Annotated in this window: 12 protein-coding genes; 5 read left to right on the top strand and 7 right to left on the bottom strand. The window is 63.1% G+C overall.

From position 1 onward, the window contains the following. Positions 1–108 precede the first annotated feature (108 nt). Positions 109–1,053 carry a DUF1402 family protein gene (locus tag V7S54_RS12195; protein WP_141679525.1) on the top strand — a complete coding sequence of 315 codons (945 nt, stop codon included), beginning with the start codon at positions 109–111 and terminating at the stop codon, positions 1,051–1,053. A gap of 74 nt (positions 1,054–1,127) precedes the next feature. After that, positions 1,128–2,522 carry a cytochrome P450 gene (locus V7S54_RS12190; protein ID WP_065376327.1) on the top strand — a complete coding sequence of 465 codons (1,395 nt, stop codon included), beginning with the start codon at positions 1,128–1,130 and terminating at the stop codon, positions 2,520–2,522. Here V7S54_RS12190 and V7S54_RS12185 read toward each other — a convergent pair. Then, positions 2,476–3,105, bottom strand: a complete 630-nt coding sequence (locus V7S54_RS12185) for a hypothetical protein (protein ID WP_065376326.1) — start codon at positions 3,103–3,105, stop codon at positions 2,476–2,478. The genes V7S54_RS12190 and V7S54_RS12185 overlap by 47 nt on opposite strands. A 151-nt stretch (positions 3,106–3,256) precedes the next feature. Between V7S54_RS12185 and V7S54_RS12180 the strand changes: the two genes are divergently transcribed. Then, the gene (locus tag V7S54_RS12180) at positions 3,257–5,260 is read left to right on the top strand and encodes a hydantoinase/oxoprolinase N-terminal domain-containing protein (RefSeq protein ID WP_065376325.1); all 2,004 of its coding nucleotides are present in this window, start codon (positions 3,257–3,259) and stop codon (positions 5,258–5,260) included. A 205-nt stretch (positions 5,261–5,465) separates the two neighbouring features. Further along, positions 5,466–7,631 carry a malate synthase G gene (locus tag V7S54_RS12175; RefSeq protein ID WP_065376324.1) on the top strand — a complete coding sequence of 722 codons (2,166 nt, stop codon included), beginning with the start codon at positions 5,466–5,468 and terminating at the stop codon, positions 7,629–7,631. Positions 7,632–7,743: 112 nt separating this feature from the next. On the opposite strand, the gene V7S54_RS12170 is transcribed toward V7S54_RS12175, so the two are convergent. After that, positions 7,744–9,678 carry a HAMP domain-containing methyl-accepting chemotaxis protein gene (locus V7S54_RS12170; RefSeq protein ID WP_065376323.1) on the bottom strand — a complete coding sequence of 645 codons (1,935 nt, stop codon included), beginning with the start codon at positions 9,676–9,678 and terminating at the stop codon, positions 7,744–7,746. A gap of 274 nt (positions 9,679–9,952) precedes the next feature. Further along, positions 9,953–10,642: a L,D-transpeptidase gene (locus V7S54_RS12165; protein ID WP_065376322.1), complete on the bottom strand. Its 690-nt coding sequence runs from the start codon at positions 10,640–10,642 to the stop codon at positions 9,953–9,955. A 183-nt stretch (positions 10,643–10,825) separates the two neighbouring features. Here V7S54_RS12165 and V7S54_RS12160 point away from each other — a divergent pair, with 183 nt between their 5' ends. Beyond that, entirely contained in the window at positions 10,826–11,356 is a 531-nt protein-coding gene (locus tag V7S54_RS12160; RefSeq protein ID WP_065376321.1) for an MmcB family DNA repair protein, read from the top strand. A 74-nt stretch (positions 11,357–11,430) separates the two neighbouring features. On the opposite strand, the gene V7S54_RS12155 is transcribed toward V7S54_RS12160, so the two are convergent. The 4 genes from V7S54_RS12155 to V7S54_RS12140 form a co-directional block, all read right to left on the bottom strand. Further along, on the bottom strand, positions 11,431–12,015 hold the full coding sequence (locus V7S54_RS12155) for an ActR/PrrA/RegA family redox response regulator transcription factor (protein ID WP_057252080.1): 585 nt from the start codon (positions 12,013–12,015) through the stop codon (positions 11,431–11,433). A gap of 80 nt (positions 12,016–12,095) precedes the next feature. Continuing rightward, complete coding sequence (locus tag V7S54_RS12150) at positions 12,096–13,403, bottom strand: ActS/PrrB/RegB family redox-sensitive histidine kinase (RefSeq protein ID WP_065376320.1); 1,308 nt, start codon at positions 13,401–13,403, stop codon at positions 12,096–12,098. A 34-nt stretch (positions 13,404–13,437) separates the two neighbouring features. Then, positions 13,438–15,888, bottom strand: coding sequence for an ATP-dependent helicase HrpB (gene hrpB, locus V7S54_RS12145; RefSeq protein WP_065376319.1), 2,451 nt, complete (start codon positions 15,886–15,888; stop codon positions 13,438–13,440). 260 nt (positions 15,889–16,148) lie between these two features. Next, positions 16,149–16,341, bottom strand: a 193-nt coding sequence (locus V7S54_RS12140) for a hypothetical protein (protein ID WP_336408460.1), incomplete at its 5' end; no start/stop codon positions are given.

Raw genomic sequence — 16,341 nt, 5'->3', positions numbered from 1 at the left:
ACGGACGCGGAAATTGATCGTGGCCCGGGCATCTTTCCGACATGATCTTGGCGTAGGAGCCGCCCCGCCGACCGAGGCAGCCTCCACCAGTCACAGGAAGAAGAGATCGTGCGTTTTACCGCCTGCATGCTCGCTATCGCCACGTTTTGCCTGACCGCAAGCCAGACAATCGCGGCGACCGCCGTTCCGCCGGGCAACCGCAACGTCGAGCAGCCCGGTATCCCCGGCGCTTCCGTGCGCCGCACCAAGGCCGGCCGCACCTCCTTCGATGCCAAGTTCGAGAAAGTCCGGGATCTGCTGGCGACCGACAAGCAGCTGATCAGCAAGATCAAGTCCGTGTCGCGCGCCTATGGCATCGCGCCGATCCACATGGTCGGCGCCATCGTCGGTGAGCACACCTACAATGTCGACGCCTATGACCGGCTGCAGTCCTATTACGTCAAGGCGGCCGCTTACGCCGGCAACAGCTTCCAGTTCGGCTATGATGGCGAAACGGTCGCGGAATTCGTTGCCCGGCCGCAATTTTCCGAATGCGGCGCCAAGAAGGGCTCATATGCGCTTTGGAGCTGCCGCGAACGCATCTGGGACAACGACTTCCGCGGCAAGTCGGTGGGCGGCAAGTCGTTCCCGAACAACCGCTTCAGCGCCGTTTTTTTCCAGCCCTTCTTTGCCGGCCAGACCTTCGGCCTCGGCCAGATCAACCCGCTGACGGCGCTGATGCTGACCGACATGGTCGCAAAGACGTCCGGTTATGACCGTCTCGACGAGAACAATGCCGCCGGAGTCTATGAGGCGATCATGGATCCGGATGTGTCGCTCGCCTATATGGCGGCCTCGATCCGCCATTCGATCGACGCCTACAAGTCGATCGCCGGCCTCGACATTTCCGACAATCCCGGCATCACAGCGACGCTCTACAATGTCGGCAATCCCGACAGCCGCGCAGCTGCCCTTGCCGCCAAGATCCAGAGCGGACAGGCGCAATGGCCGGAGGAAAATTATTACGGGTGGCTCGTCAACGACAAGCTTTCGGAGCTTGAAAGCCTGTTGTGATTCACGTGAAGCACTTTCCTTGATTGCGCCGTAAAAACCTGAAATCATTGGCGCAATCGAGAAAGGCAATCACCATGGACGTGCGTCCGGAGCCCTTCGAACCGCCGGCTCCCGTTCCTCGCGTGGGTATCCCTTCCTACCTGAAGATCATCAGGACCGTGCTGCGCAATCCGCTCGAACTGTGGGGCGAGCCGTCCTACACCTTGCCCTGGATCGAGACGAAGTTCGCCACCCAGCGCACCCTGATCGTCAACGACCCCGGGCTCATCCGTCACATCCTCGTCGACAATGTCGGCAACTACGAAATGTCGAAGGTTCGCCGGCTGATCCTCAGGCCGATCCTGCGCGACGGTCTGCTGACGGCCGAAGGCGAGGTCTGGAAGCGCTCGCGGAAAGCCATGGCGCCGGTGTTCACACCGCGCCACGCCAAGGGTTTCGCCGGCCAGATGTTGCGAAGCTCGGAAGCATTCGTCGAGCGCTATGCCGGCGCCAAGACTGCTCCGTACACGACCAACATCGCCAACGACATGACAGAGCTGACCTTCGACATCCTGGCCGAGACGTTGTTTTCCGGTGAAGTTGCCGTCGAGAGAGACGGGTTCGTGCAGAGCGTTGAGGAGCTCCTGCACCGCATGGGGCGTGTCGATCCGATGGATATTCTGCTGGCACCGGAATGGGTACCACGCCTGACGCGGATCGGCGGCAGAAAAGTGATGAACCGCTTCCGGTCGATCGTTTCCGAGACGATGGCGCTCCGGCGTCACAAGATGGCGGCGGATCCGGAGGGTACGCCCAAGGATTTCCTCACGTTGTTGCTGGAGATCGAGGGCAGTCAGGGCCTTTCGACTGCGGAGATCGAGGATAACATCCTGACCTTCATCGGCGCCGGGCACGAGACAACCGCCCGCGCGCTCGCCTGGACGCTCTATTGCATCGCCAATACGCCGGCCTATCGCGAGACGATGGAGGCCGAGATCGATGCCGCGATTGAAAGCGGTGCCGATCCGGTCGAATGGCTCGGCTTGATGCCGCATGTCCTTGCCGCCTTCGAGGAGGCGATGCGGCTCTATCCGCCGGCGCCGTCGATCAACCGGGCCGCGATCGAGGAAGACGAGTGGACTTCGCCCACCGGAAAGCGGGTGCGCATCCCCAAGGGCATTGCGGTGCTGATCATGCCCTGGACGCTGCACAGGCATGTGCTCTACTGGGATAAGCCCCGCGCGTTCATGCCCGAGCGTTTTCTCCCGGAAAACCGCGAGAAGCTGCATCGTTACCAGTATCTGCCCTTCGGCGCCGGCCCGCGCGTCTGCATCGGTGCCACTTTCGCGCTGCAGGAAGCTGTGATCGCGCTCGCCGTGCTGATGCATCGCTACCGCTTCGACCTGACCGAGGATACCAATCCCTGGCCGGTGCAGCGGCTCACTACTCAACCGCGGGGCGGGTTGCCGATGAGGGTGTCGGTTCGCTGAAGGTCTTGCCGGGGATCGGCGACTGCACCGAGCGCACCGGCGAGTCGGCCGGCTTCGGCTGCTGCAGTATCTTCGACGGTTTCTTGATCGTCTTGATCTGGGCACAGGTGGCGTCGCCGACATTATCGCACGGTTTGTAGACAACGATCTCGCTTCCGGCACCATCGTCCCACACCGCCTGGATTGTCAGCGTCTTCGCCGTGTCGGCCGGCAATGAGATATAGACATACTCGGCCGTCTCGTCGGCCGGCAGGTTGAACGGGATCTGCGGATTGCACTTCGCCAGCGGGAAACGCTGGTCGAGCGCGTCCGAATTGATCGAATAGCGGATTTCCGATAGCCGGCAATGCATCGTCTGCAATGCGGTGAAATAGATCAGCTGCCGGTCGTCATAGTCGCGAAACTGCACCCAGCCGGTCTGCTTGTTGGCGTCGAGCATCGCCTTGTAGATCGCCACATCGGGCAGTTGCGGCTTGTACTCTTCTTCTTCCGCGTCCTGTGCTTGGGCCAGGTTCAGCGGAAGCCAGAGGACTGCGGCCGACAGGAGCCAGACGAAAATAGACGGACGGCGGCCTTCGAGCATGCGCAGATGTCTCCATCTTTTGATCCGTGTCGCCCAGTTGATCATCGATGTCTGCTGCACGATGGTTTTCTCTTGAAATATGTCATATCACCGCATCGATCCCCTTTGAACCCGGGGCCTAGCGCCCCGCGCGAATTCCGGACTGCGCGAATTGATCTCTCATTTTCTTCTCGGCATCGACACCGGCGGCACCTATACCGACGCCGCTCTCTTCTCGGAAACGCAAGGGGTCGTCGCCAAGGCCAAGGCGCTGACGACCCGCCACGACCTCGCGGTCGGTATTTCCGGCGCGGTCGAAGCGGTGCTCGATCAGGCGAAAGTGCCGGTTTCTGCGATCAGCATGGTCTCCCTGTCGACGACGCTTGCCACCAATGCGCTCGTCGAAGGGCAGGGCGGCCGCGCCGGCCTTCTCATGATCGGCTTCGGCCCTGACGATCTGAAGCGTGACGGCCTGCTGGAGGCGCTCGGATCCGATCCGGTGATCTTCCTGCCCGGTGGCCATAATGTGCATGGCGGCGAAACTCCGCTCGACATGAGCGAACTCGACGCCGCGCTGCCGGTGCTTGCCGGACAGGTTTCCTCCTTTGCCATTGCCGGCTATTTCGCCGTCCGCAATCCGGATCATGAAAAGCGCGTCCGCGACCGTATTCGCGAAGTCTCGCATTTGCCGGTGACCTGCAGCCATGAACTGTCCTCGAAGCTCGGCGGCCCGCGCCGTGCCTTGACGACCCTGCTCAATGCCCGGCTGGTGTCGATGATCGACCGGCTGATCGGCTCCTGTGAAGGCTTCCTGAAGGCTCGCGGCATCGACGTACCGATGATGGTGGTGCGCGGTGACGGCGCCCTGATCTCGGCGGAGGAGGCGCGGCTGCGTCCGATCGAGACGATCCTCTCCGGTCCGGCCGCAAGCCTTGTCGGCGCGCGGCATCTGACCGGCCTCGACAATGCGGTGGTCTCCGACATCGGCGGCACCACGACCGACGTCGCGGTACTCGAGGGCGGGCGTCCGCGGCTCGATGCCGAAGGCGCCGTCGTCGGCGGCTTCCGCACCATGGTCGAGGCGGTGGCGATGCGGACCTACGGCCTCGGTGGCGATTCGGAAGTGCGCATCAACGATCGCGGTCTGAAAGCGAAGATCGATCTCGGGCCGCGCCGGCTGATGCCGCTCAGCCTCGCGGCCGCCCTCTATGGCGACGCCGTCATTTCTGTGTTGGAAAAGCAGATGCGCGCCCAGCATACCGGGCGCAACAATGGACGCTTCGCCGTCCGCACCGGTCTGCCGGATCACCTCGCCAGCGGTCTGCAGCCGCAGGAGCAGGCGCTCTATGAGCGCATCGGTGCGGTTCCGCTGGCGTTGGAGACCCTGTTGGTCTCGACCCCGCAGAAGGCGACGCTCGATCGTCTGGTGGGGCGCGGGCTCGTGCATATCTGTGGCCTGACGCCGTCGGACGCCATGCATGTGCTCGGCCGGCAATCGCAATGGAACTTTGAGGCGGCGCAGCTTGGCATTCAGCTCGCTGCCCGCACCCGCGACGGCTCCGGACAGCCGATCGCGTCCTCGCCGGAAGCCATGGCGCAGATGATCGTCGACCGGCTGACGCGGCAATCCTCGGAAGTCATCCTGCAGGCCTGTCTCGGTGAAGATGGCGCCGGCGCCATCGATCCAGCCGTTTCGCAGGCCGTCGACCGTGCGCTTACCCGCACGCAGGGCATCGTCCGCTTCTCGCTTGGCCTCGACCGTCCGCTCGTCGGTCTCGGCGCTTCGGCGCCGGTTTATTACCCTGATATCGCCGAGATGCTGGGAACGGAAGCCGCCATTCCCGAAGAGGCCGGCGTCGCCAATGCCGTTGGCGCCGTGGTCGGCCAGGTCAGCGCTACGGTCACGGTTTTCGTGACGATGCCGGAGGAAGGCATCTTCGTCGTCAACGGCGCCGGGGCCAGCGAACGGTTTTTCGACCAGGAACAGGCTTTCAGCGCCGCCCGCCGGCGGGCCGAAGCCGTTGCGCTGGAAACGGCACGCACCAATGGAGCGGACGATCCCGCTTCGATGCTGCGCGAGGAAATCGATGCGCCGGAAGTCGAAGGCAGCCGCAAGCTGATCGAGGCCCGGTTCATCGCGTCCGCCAGCGGTCGACCGCGCATTGCCCACGACTGATCTTTTCCATTTCGGAAACAATTCTTCGCATCCTTGCAGAATTGACAGGGAATGAATTGGTGAGAAACTGCGGCCGTTTCACGCGCGCGTTGCGCATGGGCTGGTCCGAGATCGGCTTCAGGCGCAAGATCAACATGTTGGGGCGTTTTCATCGCATCCGTCCGGATCGGTGACGCTCCTTACGTCTATTTCAAGGAGTTGGCAGATGGACCGCATTGAGAAGTTTGGGTTGAAGATAGATGCGGGTCTCCATCGCTTCCTGGTGGAAGAGGCGATGCCGGGTACCGGCATCGATGCGGAACATTTCTTCGAGCAGTTTTCGGCCCTCGTGCACGACCTGGCGCCGAAGAACCGGGCGCTGCTTTCCAAGCGCGACGATCTCCAGGCCAAGCTCGACGCCTGGTACAAGCAGAATGGCGCCCCCAGCGACATCGAGACCTATCAGGCCTTTCTCCGCGATATCGGCTACCTGCTGCCGGAAGGCGGCGACTTCAGCGTTTCGACCGCCAATGTCGATCCGGAAATCGCGACGATCGCCGGTCCGCAGCTCGTCGTCCCGGTCATGAATGCGCGCTATGCGTTAAACGCTGCCAATGCGCGCTGGGGTTCGCTCTATGATGCGCTCTATGGCACGGACGCGATTTCGGACGCCGATGGCGCCGAGAAGGGCCGTGGCTACAATCCAAAGCGCGGCGCCAAGGTCATCGCCTGGGCCCGCGACTTCCTCGATACCAGCGCGCCGCTGGCGAAGGGTAACTGGGCCGACGTTACCTCGCTCAAGGTTGCGGGTGGCGCGCTCGAGATCGGCCTCAAGGATGGCTCGAGCACGACGCTGCGCAACGCCGGCCAGTTTGCGGGGCATTCGGAAGGTGCGCGCGCGGAAATCGTTCTCCGGCACAACAATCTGCACGCGATCGTCGTTCTCGACGCCTCCACGCCGATTGGCGAGGAAGATCCGGCAGGCATTTCCGACGTTATCCTCGAATCGGCGATCACCACGATCATGGATTGCGAAGATTCGGTGGCCGCTGTCGACGCTGAGGATAAGGTCGTTGTCTACAGCAACTGGCTCGGCCTGATGAAGGGCGACCTCGAGGAGGAAGTCGCCAAGGGCGGCAAGAATTTCACCCGTCGTTTGAATGCCGACCGCGTCTACACGGCTGCGGCCGGTGGCTCGCTATCTCTTCCCGGCCGGTCGCTGATGCTGGTGCGCAATGTCGGCCACCTCATGACGAATCCGGCTATCCTTGATCGCGACGGTAAGGAAGTGCCTGAGGGTATCATGGATGCCATGGTGACGGCGCTGATCGCCCTGCACGACATTGGCGAGGGTGGCCGCCGCATGAACTCCCGCGAGGGGTCGATGTATGTCGTCAAGCCGAAGATGCACGGACCCGAGGAAGTCGCCTTCGCCTGCGAGATCTTCGCGCGCGTAGAAAAGGCACTCGGCATGCCCGCCAACACCATGAAGATGGGCATCATGGACGAGGAGCGCCTCACCACGGTCAACCTCAAGGAATGCATCCGCGCTGCCCGTGAGCGCGTCGTCTTCATTAACACCGGCTTCCTCGATCGCACCGGCGACGAGATCCATACCTCGATGGAAGCCGGACCGATGATCCGCAAGGGCGACATGAAGCAGGCCGCCTGGATCGCGGCTTATGAAAACTGGAACGTCGATATCGGCCTCGAATGCGGTCTTTCCGGCCATGCCCAGATCGGCAAGGGCATGTGGGCCATGCCCGACCTCATGGCGGCGATGCTCGAACAGAAGATCGCCCATCCGAAGGCCGGCGCCAACACCGCCTGGGTTCCGTCGCCGACGGCCGCGACGTTGCATGCGACGCATTACCACCGCGTCAATGTCGCCGAGGTCCAGGCAAGCCTGAAGAGCCGCACCCGCGCCAAGCTCTCCGACATTCTGTCGGTGCCGGTTGCGGTCCGTCCGAACTGGACGCCGGAGGAAATCCAGCGCGAACTCGACAACAACGCTCAAGGCATTCTCGGCTACGTCGTGCGCTGGGTCGATCAGGGCGTCGGTTGCTCGAAGGTTCCGGACATCAACAATATCGGCCTGATGGAAGACCGCGCAACGCTGCGCATCTCAGCCCAGCACATGGCCAACTGGCTGCACCACGGCGTCGTCACAGAAGCTCAGGTCGTCGAGACCATGAAGCGCATGGCGGCCGTCGTCGACGGCCAGAATGCCGACGATCCGCTCTATGTCGCGATGGCCGGCAATTTCGACGGCTCGATCGCCTTCCAGGCAGCGCTTGATCTGGTTCTCAAGGGCCGCGAGCAGCCGAACGGCTACACCGAGCCGGTCCTTCACCGCCGCCGGCTGGAGCTGAAGGCGCTGAACGCCGCCTGATTCATCGCTGACGCCCAAATATTGGTGCAGAGCCGTGTGTTCGTCTGAACGCACGGCTCTGTCGTTTCAGGCTCTTCATGCAGTCACATGGTCGCCTGGCATTCCGAGCGATCTAAAATTCGGCCCAGCCGTCTGTGGCGAGTGCGGCGTTGCCCTGTGTCGCATAGACCGCTGGTCTCCGGGTTGCCTGGGCAACAGTCCGCCCCTGGTCGCGGGTTGCAGTCGCAACGGCTGCCGGGGCAGGAGGCCTCGATCCGCCCTTTGCCTGCGTCTCGCCGGCGAGGATGAAGCGTCCAATCAGGTCACGCAGATTGGTGCCCTCCTGCGCCAGGGTGGCGGAGGCGGCGTTGGCTTCCTCGACCATCGCCGCGTTCCTCTGCGTCACCTGATCCATCTGGTTGACGGCCGTGTTGACCTCGCTGAGACCCACGGACTGTTCGCGGGCGGACGTGGCGATCGCGGCCATATGTTCGTTGATGGTGATCACATGCGCCTCGATCGTCTGGAGCGCCTCGCCGGTGTCGCGCACCAGGCGCACGCCGTTTTCGACCTCCTGGCTAGACGTGCGGATGAGATCCTTGATTTCTTTCGCGGCCTTGGCCGAGCGTTGGGCAAGTTCGCGCACTTCCTGGGCGACCACGGCAAAGCCCTTGCCCGCTTCGCCGGCCCGCGCCGCTTCGACGCCTGCGTTCAGCGCCAGCAGGTTCGTCTGGAAGGCGATCTCGTCAATGACGCCGATGATGCTGGAAATCTGGCTGGAGGATTCTTCGATCCGCCGCATCGCCTCGACGGCATTGGCGACGACGACGGCCGACTGGGCCGCACTGGTCTTCGCCTCGCCGGCGACGTCGCGCGCCTCCTCCGTCCGTCTCGAAGAATTGCTGACATTGGCGGTGATCTGGTCGAGCGCGGCGGCTGTCTCCTCGAGCGCCGCAGCCTGCTGTTCCGTCCGCTTGGAGAGATCGTCGGCGCTCTGGCTGATCTCGCGCGTGCCCATGCCGATGTTGCCGGCGCTGTCGGCGACGGCCAGCAGCGCGTCGTTCAACTGTCCTGCGGCCTTGTTGAGGTCATGCCGCAGCTGTTCGAACTCGGCGGCGAAGGGCTCGTGCAGCCGAACGGCGAGATCGCCATTGGCAAGCCGCTGCAGCCCGCCGGCAAGTCCGGCGGTCGCTTGCGTCAGCCGCTGCTGTGCGTCCTGTTCCGCCTGTCTCTGCACGCGAACGCGCTCGGCTTCGCCGGTGCGGCGAGTCTCCTCGGCCTCCGCCTGCAGCCGCAGATTCGATCGCGCGGCCTCCCGGAAGGACTGGATGGCACGGGCCATGTCGGCGATCTCGTCCTTGCCGTTCACCGGCTCGTCGGCATCTTCGACGTGGCCGTCGATCAGCCGGCGCATGGCGGCGATCTGGCGGCCGAGCGGTCCGACGACGCCGCGCAGCACGACAAGGAAGGTGCCGCCGGCAAGCGCCATGACGAGAACGATGATGGCAATGCTGAGCGTCTGCTCCGTTTCGAACTCGCGATGCTTGGCTTCAAAGGCCGTGCCGGAAAGTTCGACTTGCAGGTCCGAGATCTCGGAAATCGTCGCCGTCAGCGGATCGATCGTCGCGTAGAGCTTGTCGCGCACGAAAGCATCGAGTGCCTTCTGGTCCTTGGCTGAGAGGATTTGCGTCAGCGCCGTGATCGAATCCATCGCAACGATCATCTGGCTCCGCGCATTGTCGACGAGCCGCCGTTCCTCATCGATCATCGAGGTTGCCGCATAGGCATCCCAGTTGGTCGTGATGGCTTCCCGCGCGGCATTGACCGAGGCAAGCCCGCTTTCCATCGATTCGTTGCCGTTGCGGACCTTGTGTGCCGCATCGACGATCGAGACTGCAAAGGCATCGGAAGTCGCCTTGAGGTTCTTCAGCGGTACGATGCGATCGGCATAGACCGTGTCCATCATGTCGCTGGTTTCCGACAGCGTGCTTTGGCTGTGAATGGCGATGCCGATGGTTATGGATGACAGAAGCGCAATCGCGCCGATGAGCTTGGTCTTGATCAGCATGCCAGTCCCTCCCGAGCGGAATTTCTGGGCACACTGTTTCTTTTATTTAGATAACGCTTACTTAATAAGCGACTGAATTTAAGTCGAAATTGAACTTTTCCGCGTCACGCAGCCGGTTTTCGCGACCCTGATTTGAGGGTGTTTTCCAACGGCAACTGTGCGTGGTTGAAGCGCTTCGTTGCAGCATCGCATCGCCGGCAAATGGTGGTTGAGTATCGACGCAAAAAAACCGCCGACTGGTGTCGGCGGCTTCGGATGCGTTGATGCAGTCCGGTTACTGCTGGACGACGACGCGGGCGTTCTTGCCGGGGCGAACGCGCGAATAGAGATCGATGATGTCCTGGTTGATCAGGCGGATGCAGCCGGACGAAGCGGCGGTGCCGATCGACGACCATTCCGGCGTGCCATGCAGACGGAACAGCGTGTCCTTGCCTTCGTCGTTGAAGAGATAGAGTGCGCGGGCGCCGAGCGGGTTCTTGAGGCCGGGGCCCATGCCTTCCTCGACATACTTGGCGACTTCCGGCTTGCGCTCGGCCATTTCCTTCGGCGGGTGCCACATCGGCCATTCCTGCTTCCAGGCGACGTAGGCTTCACCTTCCCATGCAAAGCCGGCCTTGCCGACGCCGATGCCGTAACGCACGGCCTTACCGCCGGGCAGCACGTAATAGAGGAAACGATTCGGCGTGTTGACGACGATCGTGCCCGGGCGCTCGCTGGTGGTGTAGTCGACGATCTGGCGATGGAACCGGGTATCGACCTTGTTGATCGGAATGGCGGGCAACGCGTAACCGTGATCCTCAACTGCGCCATAATCGCCGTTGAAAATCTGATTCGTAGCGACCGTTTGCGCCACGGGAGCGGGTTCGTTCGCAGCCGTTTCGGGCTTGGACGATGTCGTCGAGCAGCCGGCAACAGCGAGTGTCGCCGCGAGGCCGCACAAGAGGAAGGCATTGCGGAAGCGCATGGGATTCTCTTAAAAAGAAGCGAAGTAAAAACTGGGTCGCCGCGACCGTCAGTGACTACGGTTATTTTCGATTAGTTTGTGCTATGCAAGAGATTGCGCGGCCACAATTTGGCTGGAAAGTGCAAATTCCATGACCCTTGTTTTTTTGCAACAAAATGACCGGCCCAAAGGGAGTCCGGACGCATGACCATCCTCTCCATCCATGGCGACAACCCGCTGATCGACGGCCGCCAGTCGAATCGCGCGATGATGGTGCGCCGTGGCGTGCAGCGGCTTTTCGCCGAACTGCGCCATTCTGTGTTGCCGGAACTGACGCTTTCGAGCGGGAGGCGGGCCGATCTCATATCGCTGTCGGTCAAGGGCGAGATCTGGATTGTCGAGATCAAGACCTCGATCGAGGACTTTCGCGTCGACCGCAAATGGCCGGATTACCGGCAGCATTGCGACCGGCTGTTCTTCGCAACCCATGCCGGCGTGCCGCTGGACATCTTTCCGGAGGAGTGCGGCCTGCTGCTTTCCGATGGTTATGAGGGACACATCGTTCGCGAGGCGCCCGAACACAAACTGCCGCCGGCGACGCGCAAGGCGGTGCTGCAGCTTTTTGCCCGCACGGCGGCGCAGCGCCTGATGCTCGCCGAGTGGGCAGCCGAACGCAACGGCGAACTCGGCGATTCGATCGGGGATATCCTCTCCGGTGGGCGCGACAGCGGCTAAACCCAAAAACAATTCAGGAAAGGTCTAAAGCCGTTTTCCAGCCGGAATTGCTCTGGTTATGAAAAACGGTTCGCTTATTTCGGCGCGCGCTTCGCGAGAATACGTTGCAAGGTGCGGCGATGCATGTTGAGTCGCCGCGCCGTTTCCGAAACATTGCGCTCGCACATCTCATAGACGCGTTGGATATGCTCCCAGCGGACGCGATCGGCCGACATCGGGTTTTCCGGCGGCTCGACCCGTTCGCCCTGGCGCTGAACGAGCGCTGCGAAGATATCGTCGGCATCGGCCGGTTTGGCGAGATAGTCGACCGCGCCGAGCTTCACCGCGTTCACGGCGGTGGCAATATTGCCGTAGCCGGTCAGCATGATCATACGGGTATCGTCGCGTCGCCCTCGGATCGCCTCGATCACGTCGAGACCGCTGCCATCGCCGAGCCGAAGGTCGATGACGGCATATTTCGGCGGATTGCCCTTGGCCTTGGCAATGCCTTCAGCGACCGATTCGGCAATGTCGACTGAAAAGCCGCGGGCTTCCATGGCGCGGGCAAGGCGCCTGAGGAAGGGTGCGTCGTCGTCGACGAGCAGCAAGGTGCGGTCCGGTCCGATCAGTTCGGCGTCCTGTGCGGGCGTGCTGGGCGAAGCTGTCGATTTGTCGGTCATTCTGGAATCCTTGAGCGAAAACCTGCGCTTTCGCCGAGATTATAGGTTTCTTCTGGTCTCGTTCAATAAACTGCGAAATGTCATTTCGCCAGTTTCGTATCCATCAGGGCGCGCGGCCATTCGACGCTGACCCGGGCGCCTGGCCTGTCCGGTCCGCCGTTTTCGAAGCGCAGGCGCGCGCCCGAACGTTCGAGCAGGGTTTTTGCGATGAAGAGGCCGAGCCCGAGGCCACCGGCGCTGTCGTCCTTCTGCCGCCGCGTCACATAGGGTTCGCCGATGCGCTGCAGGATATCCGGGGCGAAGCCGTCGCCATCGTCCTCGATCGTCACTTTCACGCGGTCCGCGGTGTGCTCGACCGTCACGGCCACTTCCTTCTTCGCATAGTCGACCGCATTTTCGAGCAGGTTGCCGAGCCCATAAAGAATGCCGGCATTGCGGTTGCCGACCGGCTCGGTGGCGCGGTCGCCTTTCTCGACGAGGTTGATGTGGATGCCGAACTCGCGGTGCGGCGCCATCACCTCTTCAATGAGCGACGACAGCGGCAAGAGCCGCATGTGCTCCTCGCTCTCCGAGGAGAGCGTCGTCAGCCGCTTGAGGATATCGCGGCAGCGTTCGCTCTGGCTGCGTAAGAGATGCACGTCCTCGCCGAAGCGCGGATCGTTGCCGAGTTCGCGCTCCATTTCCTTGGCGACGACACTGATCGTCGCGAGCGGCGTGCCGAGTTCGTGAGCGGCCGCGGCCGCCAGTCCATCGAGCTGCGACAGGTGCTTTTCCCGCTGCAGCACGAGTTCGGTCGCCGTCAGCGCCTCCGACAGCTCGCTCGCTTCCAGCGAAACGCGGTAGGTGTAGAAGGCGGCAAATGCGGTCATCGAGACGATCGCAAACCAGATGCCGGCGGTCAAAACCCGCGGCATCAGGAGAACCGTGCCCGGATACCAGGGCAGTGGAAAGGGAGAAAAGGCAAGCGCGGTGATGGCGATCACCGCCAGGCCGGCAAGGATGACGCTGTGCGACTTCGGCTGCGACGCCGACGAGATGATGACGGGAACGCAGAGAAGCGGCGCGAAGGGATTGGTAAGCCCGCCGGTGATGAACAAGAGGCCGGTGATCTGCGCGAGATCGAGACCGAGAAGCGCGAAAGCGGCAGGCGGCTGCAGCCGGTGGGTCGGCGGATAGCGCAGCGTCACATAGGCGTTGACCAGCGCCAGGCTGGCAATCAGCACCAGGCAGGAAATCAGCGGCAGCGGAAACTGCAGCCAGAAGGCGGTGGTGAGAACGGCGATCGACTGGCCGCCGACCGCCAGCCAGCGCAGTCGCACGAGCGTCTGCAGGCGCAGGCTGCGGTTGCTGGTCTGGTCGTTGTTGTGTTCGAGCGCAACTGTGGTCATTCGTATCTGCATTCCAGTCATCGGGGCTTTCGTCTCATGTACCACGCGGCTTCGCTCGTGTCGTCGGCGCCGCATTGGCCGGATCCTCGGGCCAGGGGTGTTTCGGATAGCGCCCGCGCATGTCGGCGCGCACGTCCCGCCAGGAGCCCGCCCAGAAGCCGGGCAGGTCCCGCGTGGTCTGGATCGGGCGATGGCCGGGCGAGATCAGTTCAAGCAGCAGCGGCAGGCGTCCGTCGCCGATCGCCGGATGGGTCTTGAGGCCGAAGAGCTCCTGCACGCGGATCGACAGTAGCGGCTCGTCGCCGTCGTAGTGAATTGGGTGTCTTTGCCCGGTCGGCGCCTCGAAATGCGTCGGGGCGAGCCTGCCGAGTTCCCGCTGCCGCTCGTGCGGAATGAGGGAGAGCAGCCCGTCCGAAAGGTTGGCCGCCTTGACGTCTGTGATGGCGGTCACACCATGCTGGAACGGCACGAACCAGTCGTCGAGATGGTCGAGCAGCGCCTGATCGGAGACATCCGGCCAGGGCTCGCCGATCGAGCGGTTGAGGAAGCCGATGCGGTCGCGCATCTGCATTGCCTCCTTCGAGAACGGCAGGACAGCGAGGCCGAGCTGGCGCACGCCATCGGCAAGTGCGCGCGCAGCGGCTTCGCCGGTTGGCCTGGCAAGCGGCGCCTCCTCGAAGTTGATCGCGCCGAGCCTGGTCACGCGGCGCGCGCGCACCTGCCGGCTTTGCCTGTCGAAGAAGCTCTGGTCTTCGCGGGTAATCGCTTCGGGCATATGCTCTTCGACCTCGGCGCGCGAGAGTTCGGCGGCAGCGAGCACCCGCTGACCGCCGGCCCGTCCCGTGAGGTCAGCGATGACAAGCATCGAGGCGGCCGCAAGCCGCTCCGTCTCCGGGATCTCCGCGCCGCGTCCGTTCGCCATCACGAATCGTCCGCGGCCACCACGCTGAAGCGCGATGCGATCGGGGAAGGCATGCATCAGCAGCGCGCCCGGCTGGACCGGTTCGTTCGATTTCGGCGCGCCTTTCAGCTCCGTCGCCATGCGGCGCGCCAGATGGCGCGCGGCCTCGGCGCGGTCGCCACGCTCCTGGCGGAAGCGGCGAAGCCGATCTTCGAGATCGATGCTGGTACCGCCGAGCCCCTGTTCGGTGAGCATGACTGCGAGCAGACACGCGGCCTCGGCCTGGCCCTCTTCGGCGGCGGCAACGGCCATTGCTGCGAGACGCGGCGGTAAAGCCAGGTCGCGGATCTTGCGACCTTTCGACGTCAACGCACCGGCTTGGTCGAGCGCGCCGAGCGATGCCAGCAATTTCCTGGCCTCGGTCAGCGTCGTTTCGGGCGGTGAGTCGATGAAGGCGAGGGTGGTCGGATCGCTGACGCCCCAATGGGCGCAATCGAGCAGCAGGGCGGAAAGGTCGCTCGCAAGGATCTGCGGTGGCGTGAAGGCGGCAAGTGCTGCGGTCTGGCCGCTGTGCCAGAGGCGGATTGCGATGCCGGGCTCGGTTCGTCCGGCACGGCCGGCGCGCTGATCTGCAGAGGCGCGCGAGACCCGCACCGTCTCCAGCCGGGTGATCCCGGTCGCCGCTTCAAAGACCGGCAGCCGCTGCAGGCCGCTGTCGACGATGATGCGCACGCCGTCGATGGTGATCGAGGTCTCGGCGATCGAGGTGGCAAGCACGATCTTACGCGTGCCCTTGGGCGCCGGGCGGATCGCCGCATCCTGCTCCTTCTGGGTCAGGTTGCCGTAGAGCGGCACAATGGCCGTGTTTGCCTCGAAGCGATCCTGGAGCCGCGCGGCGACACGGGCGATCTCGGCCTGGCCGGGCAGGAAGGCGAGGATGGATCCCTCTTCCGTGCGGTGCGCTTCAGCAATGGCGCGCACCATGGCATCTTCGACGCTCTCGCCGCCGCGATCCTGGTAGCGGATGTCGATCGGATAGCTGCGGCCCTGGCTTTCAATGACGGGGGCGCCGCCAAGCAGACTTGAGACCCGCCCGACATCGAGTGTCGCCGACATGACGATGATCTTGAGGTCGTCGCGCAGCGCCGCCTGTACGTCGAGTGCCAGCGCGAGGCCGAAGTCCGCGTCGAGCGAACGTTCGTGGAATTCGTCGAATAGCACGGCCGCGACGCCCTTGAGTTCCGGGTCGTCGAGGATCATGCGGGCGAACACGCCTTCGGTCACGACCTCGATGCGCGTCCTGGCAGAGATGCGGTTGTCGAGACGCATGCGATAGCCGACGGTTTCGCCGACCTTCTCATGGAGGAGCTCCGCCATGCGCCCGGCCGCTGCCCGCGCTGCCAGCCGCCGCGGTTCCAAGAGAATGATCTTGCCGCCCTTTGCCCAGTCCTGGTCGAGCAGGAAGAGAGGGACAAGCGTCGTCTTGCCGGCGCCGGGCGGTGCCGAGAGCACCGCCGACGGCCCTGCGGCGAGTGCGTGCGCCAATTGAGGCAGGACCTCGCGAACCGGAAGATGTGTCGTCACGTCTGGGCCTCCGCCCCGGTTTCGATGATGGTGTCACGCGCTACCGTCCGTATCGTTCGGAGCGCACGAGAATGATCGATATGCCGGCCATATGGTCGTTGTGTCGGGCACGGCGAACATCTCGCAAGTACGGTAAGAGTCCATGGGAGGGCAAGGCACCGCACATTTGTGGTCTCTGCGGAGAGCAAGTTCGCACAGATCCGGGGTGGATACTGGGCTCGTTGAGTGCTCCCTATATAGGGGAACGAGACGTCCTTCGGCTAAGGCAGCGCTCGCATCGTTCCGAGACAAAACGGCGGTGTTTGATGTCGTGTAGCGATCCGGAAGGAATTTGACCGTTTGATCAAAGATTCGCGGTGCGATTCCGGGCGTTTTCGCTCCTCAGAATCGACAGGGTTTATCAACAGTCGAAAATTGTGATTGAAATCAATAGCTTGTTCTTTTTTGAAGTTT

Source organism: Ensifer sp. CCNWLY38 (genome assembly GCF_037120565.1).
GTDB classification, from domain to species: Bacteria; Pseudomonadota; Alphaproteobacteria; order Rhizobiales; family Rhizobiaceae; genus Ensifer; species Ensifer adhaerens_H.
The sequence above is the reverse complement of the archived record's forward strand: the minus strand, read 5'-3'. Positions and strand labels throughout refer to the sequence as shown.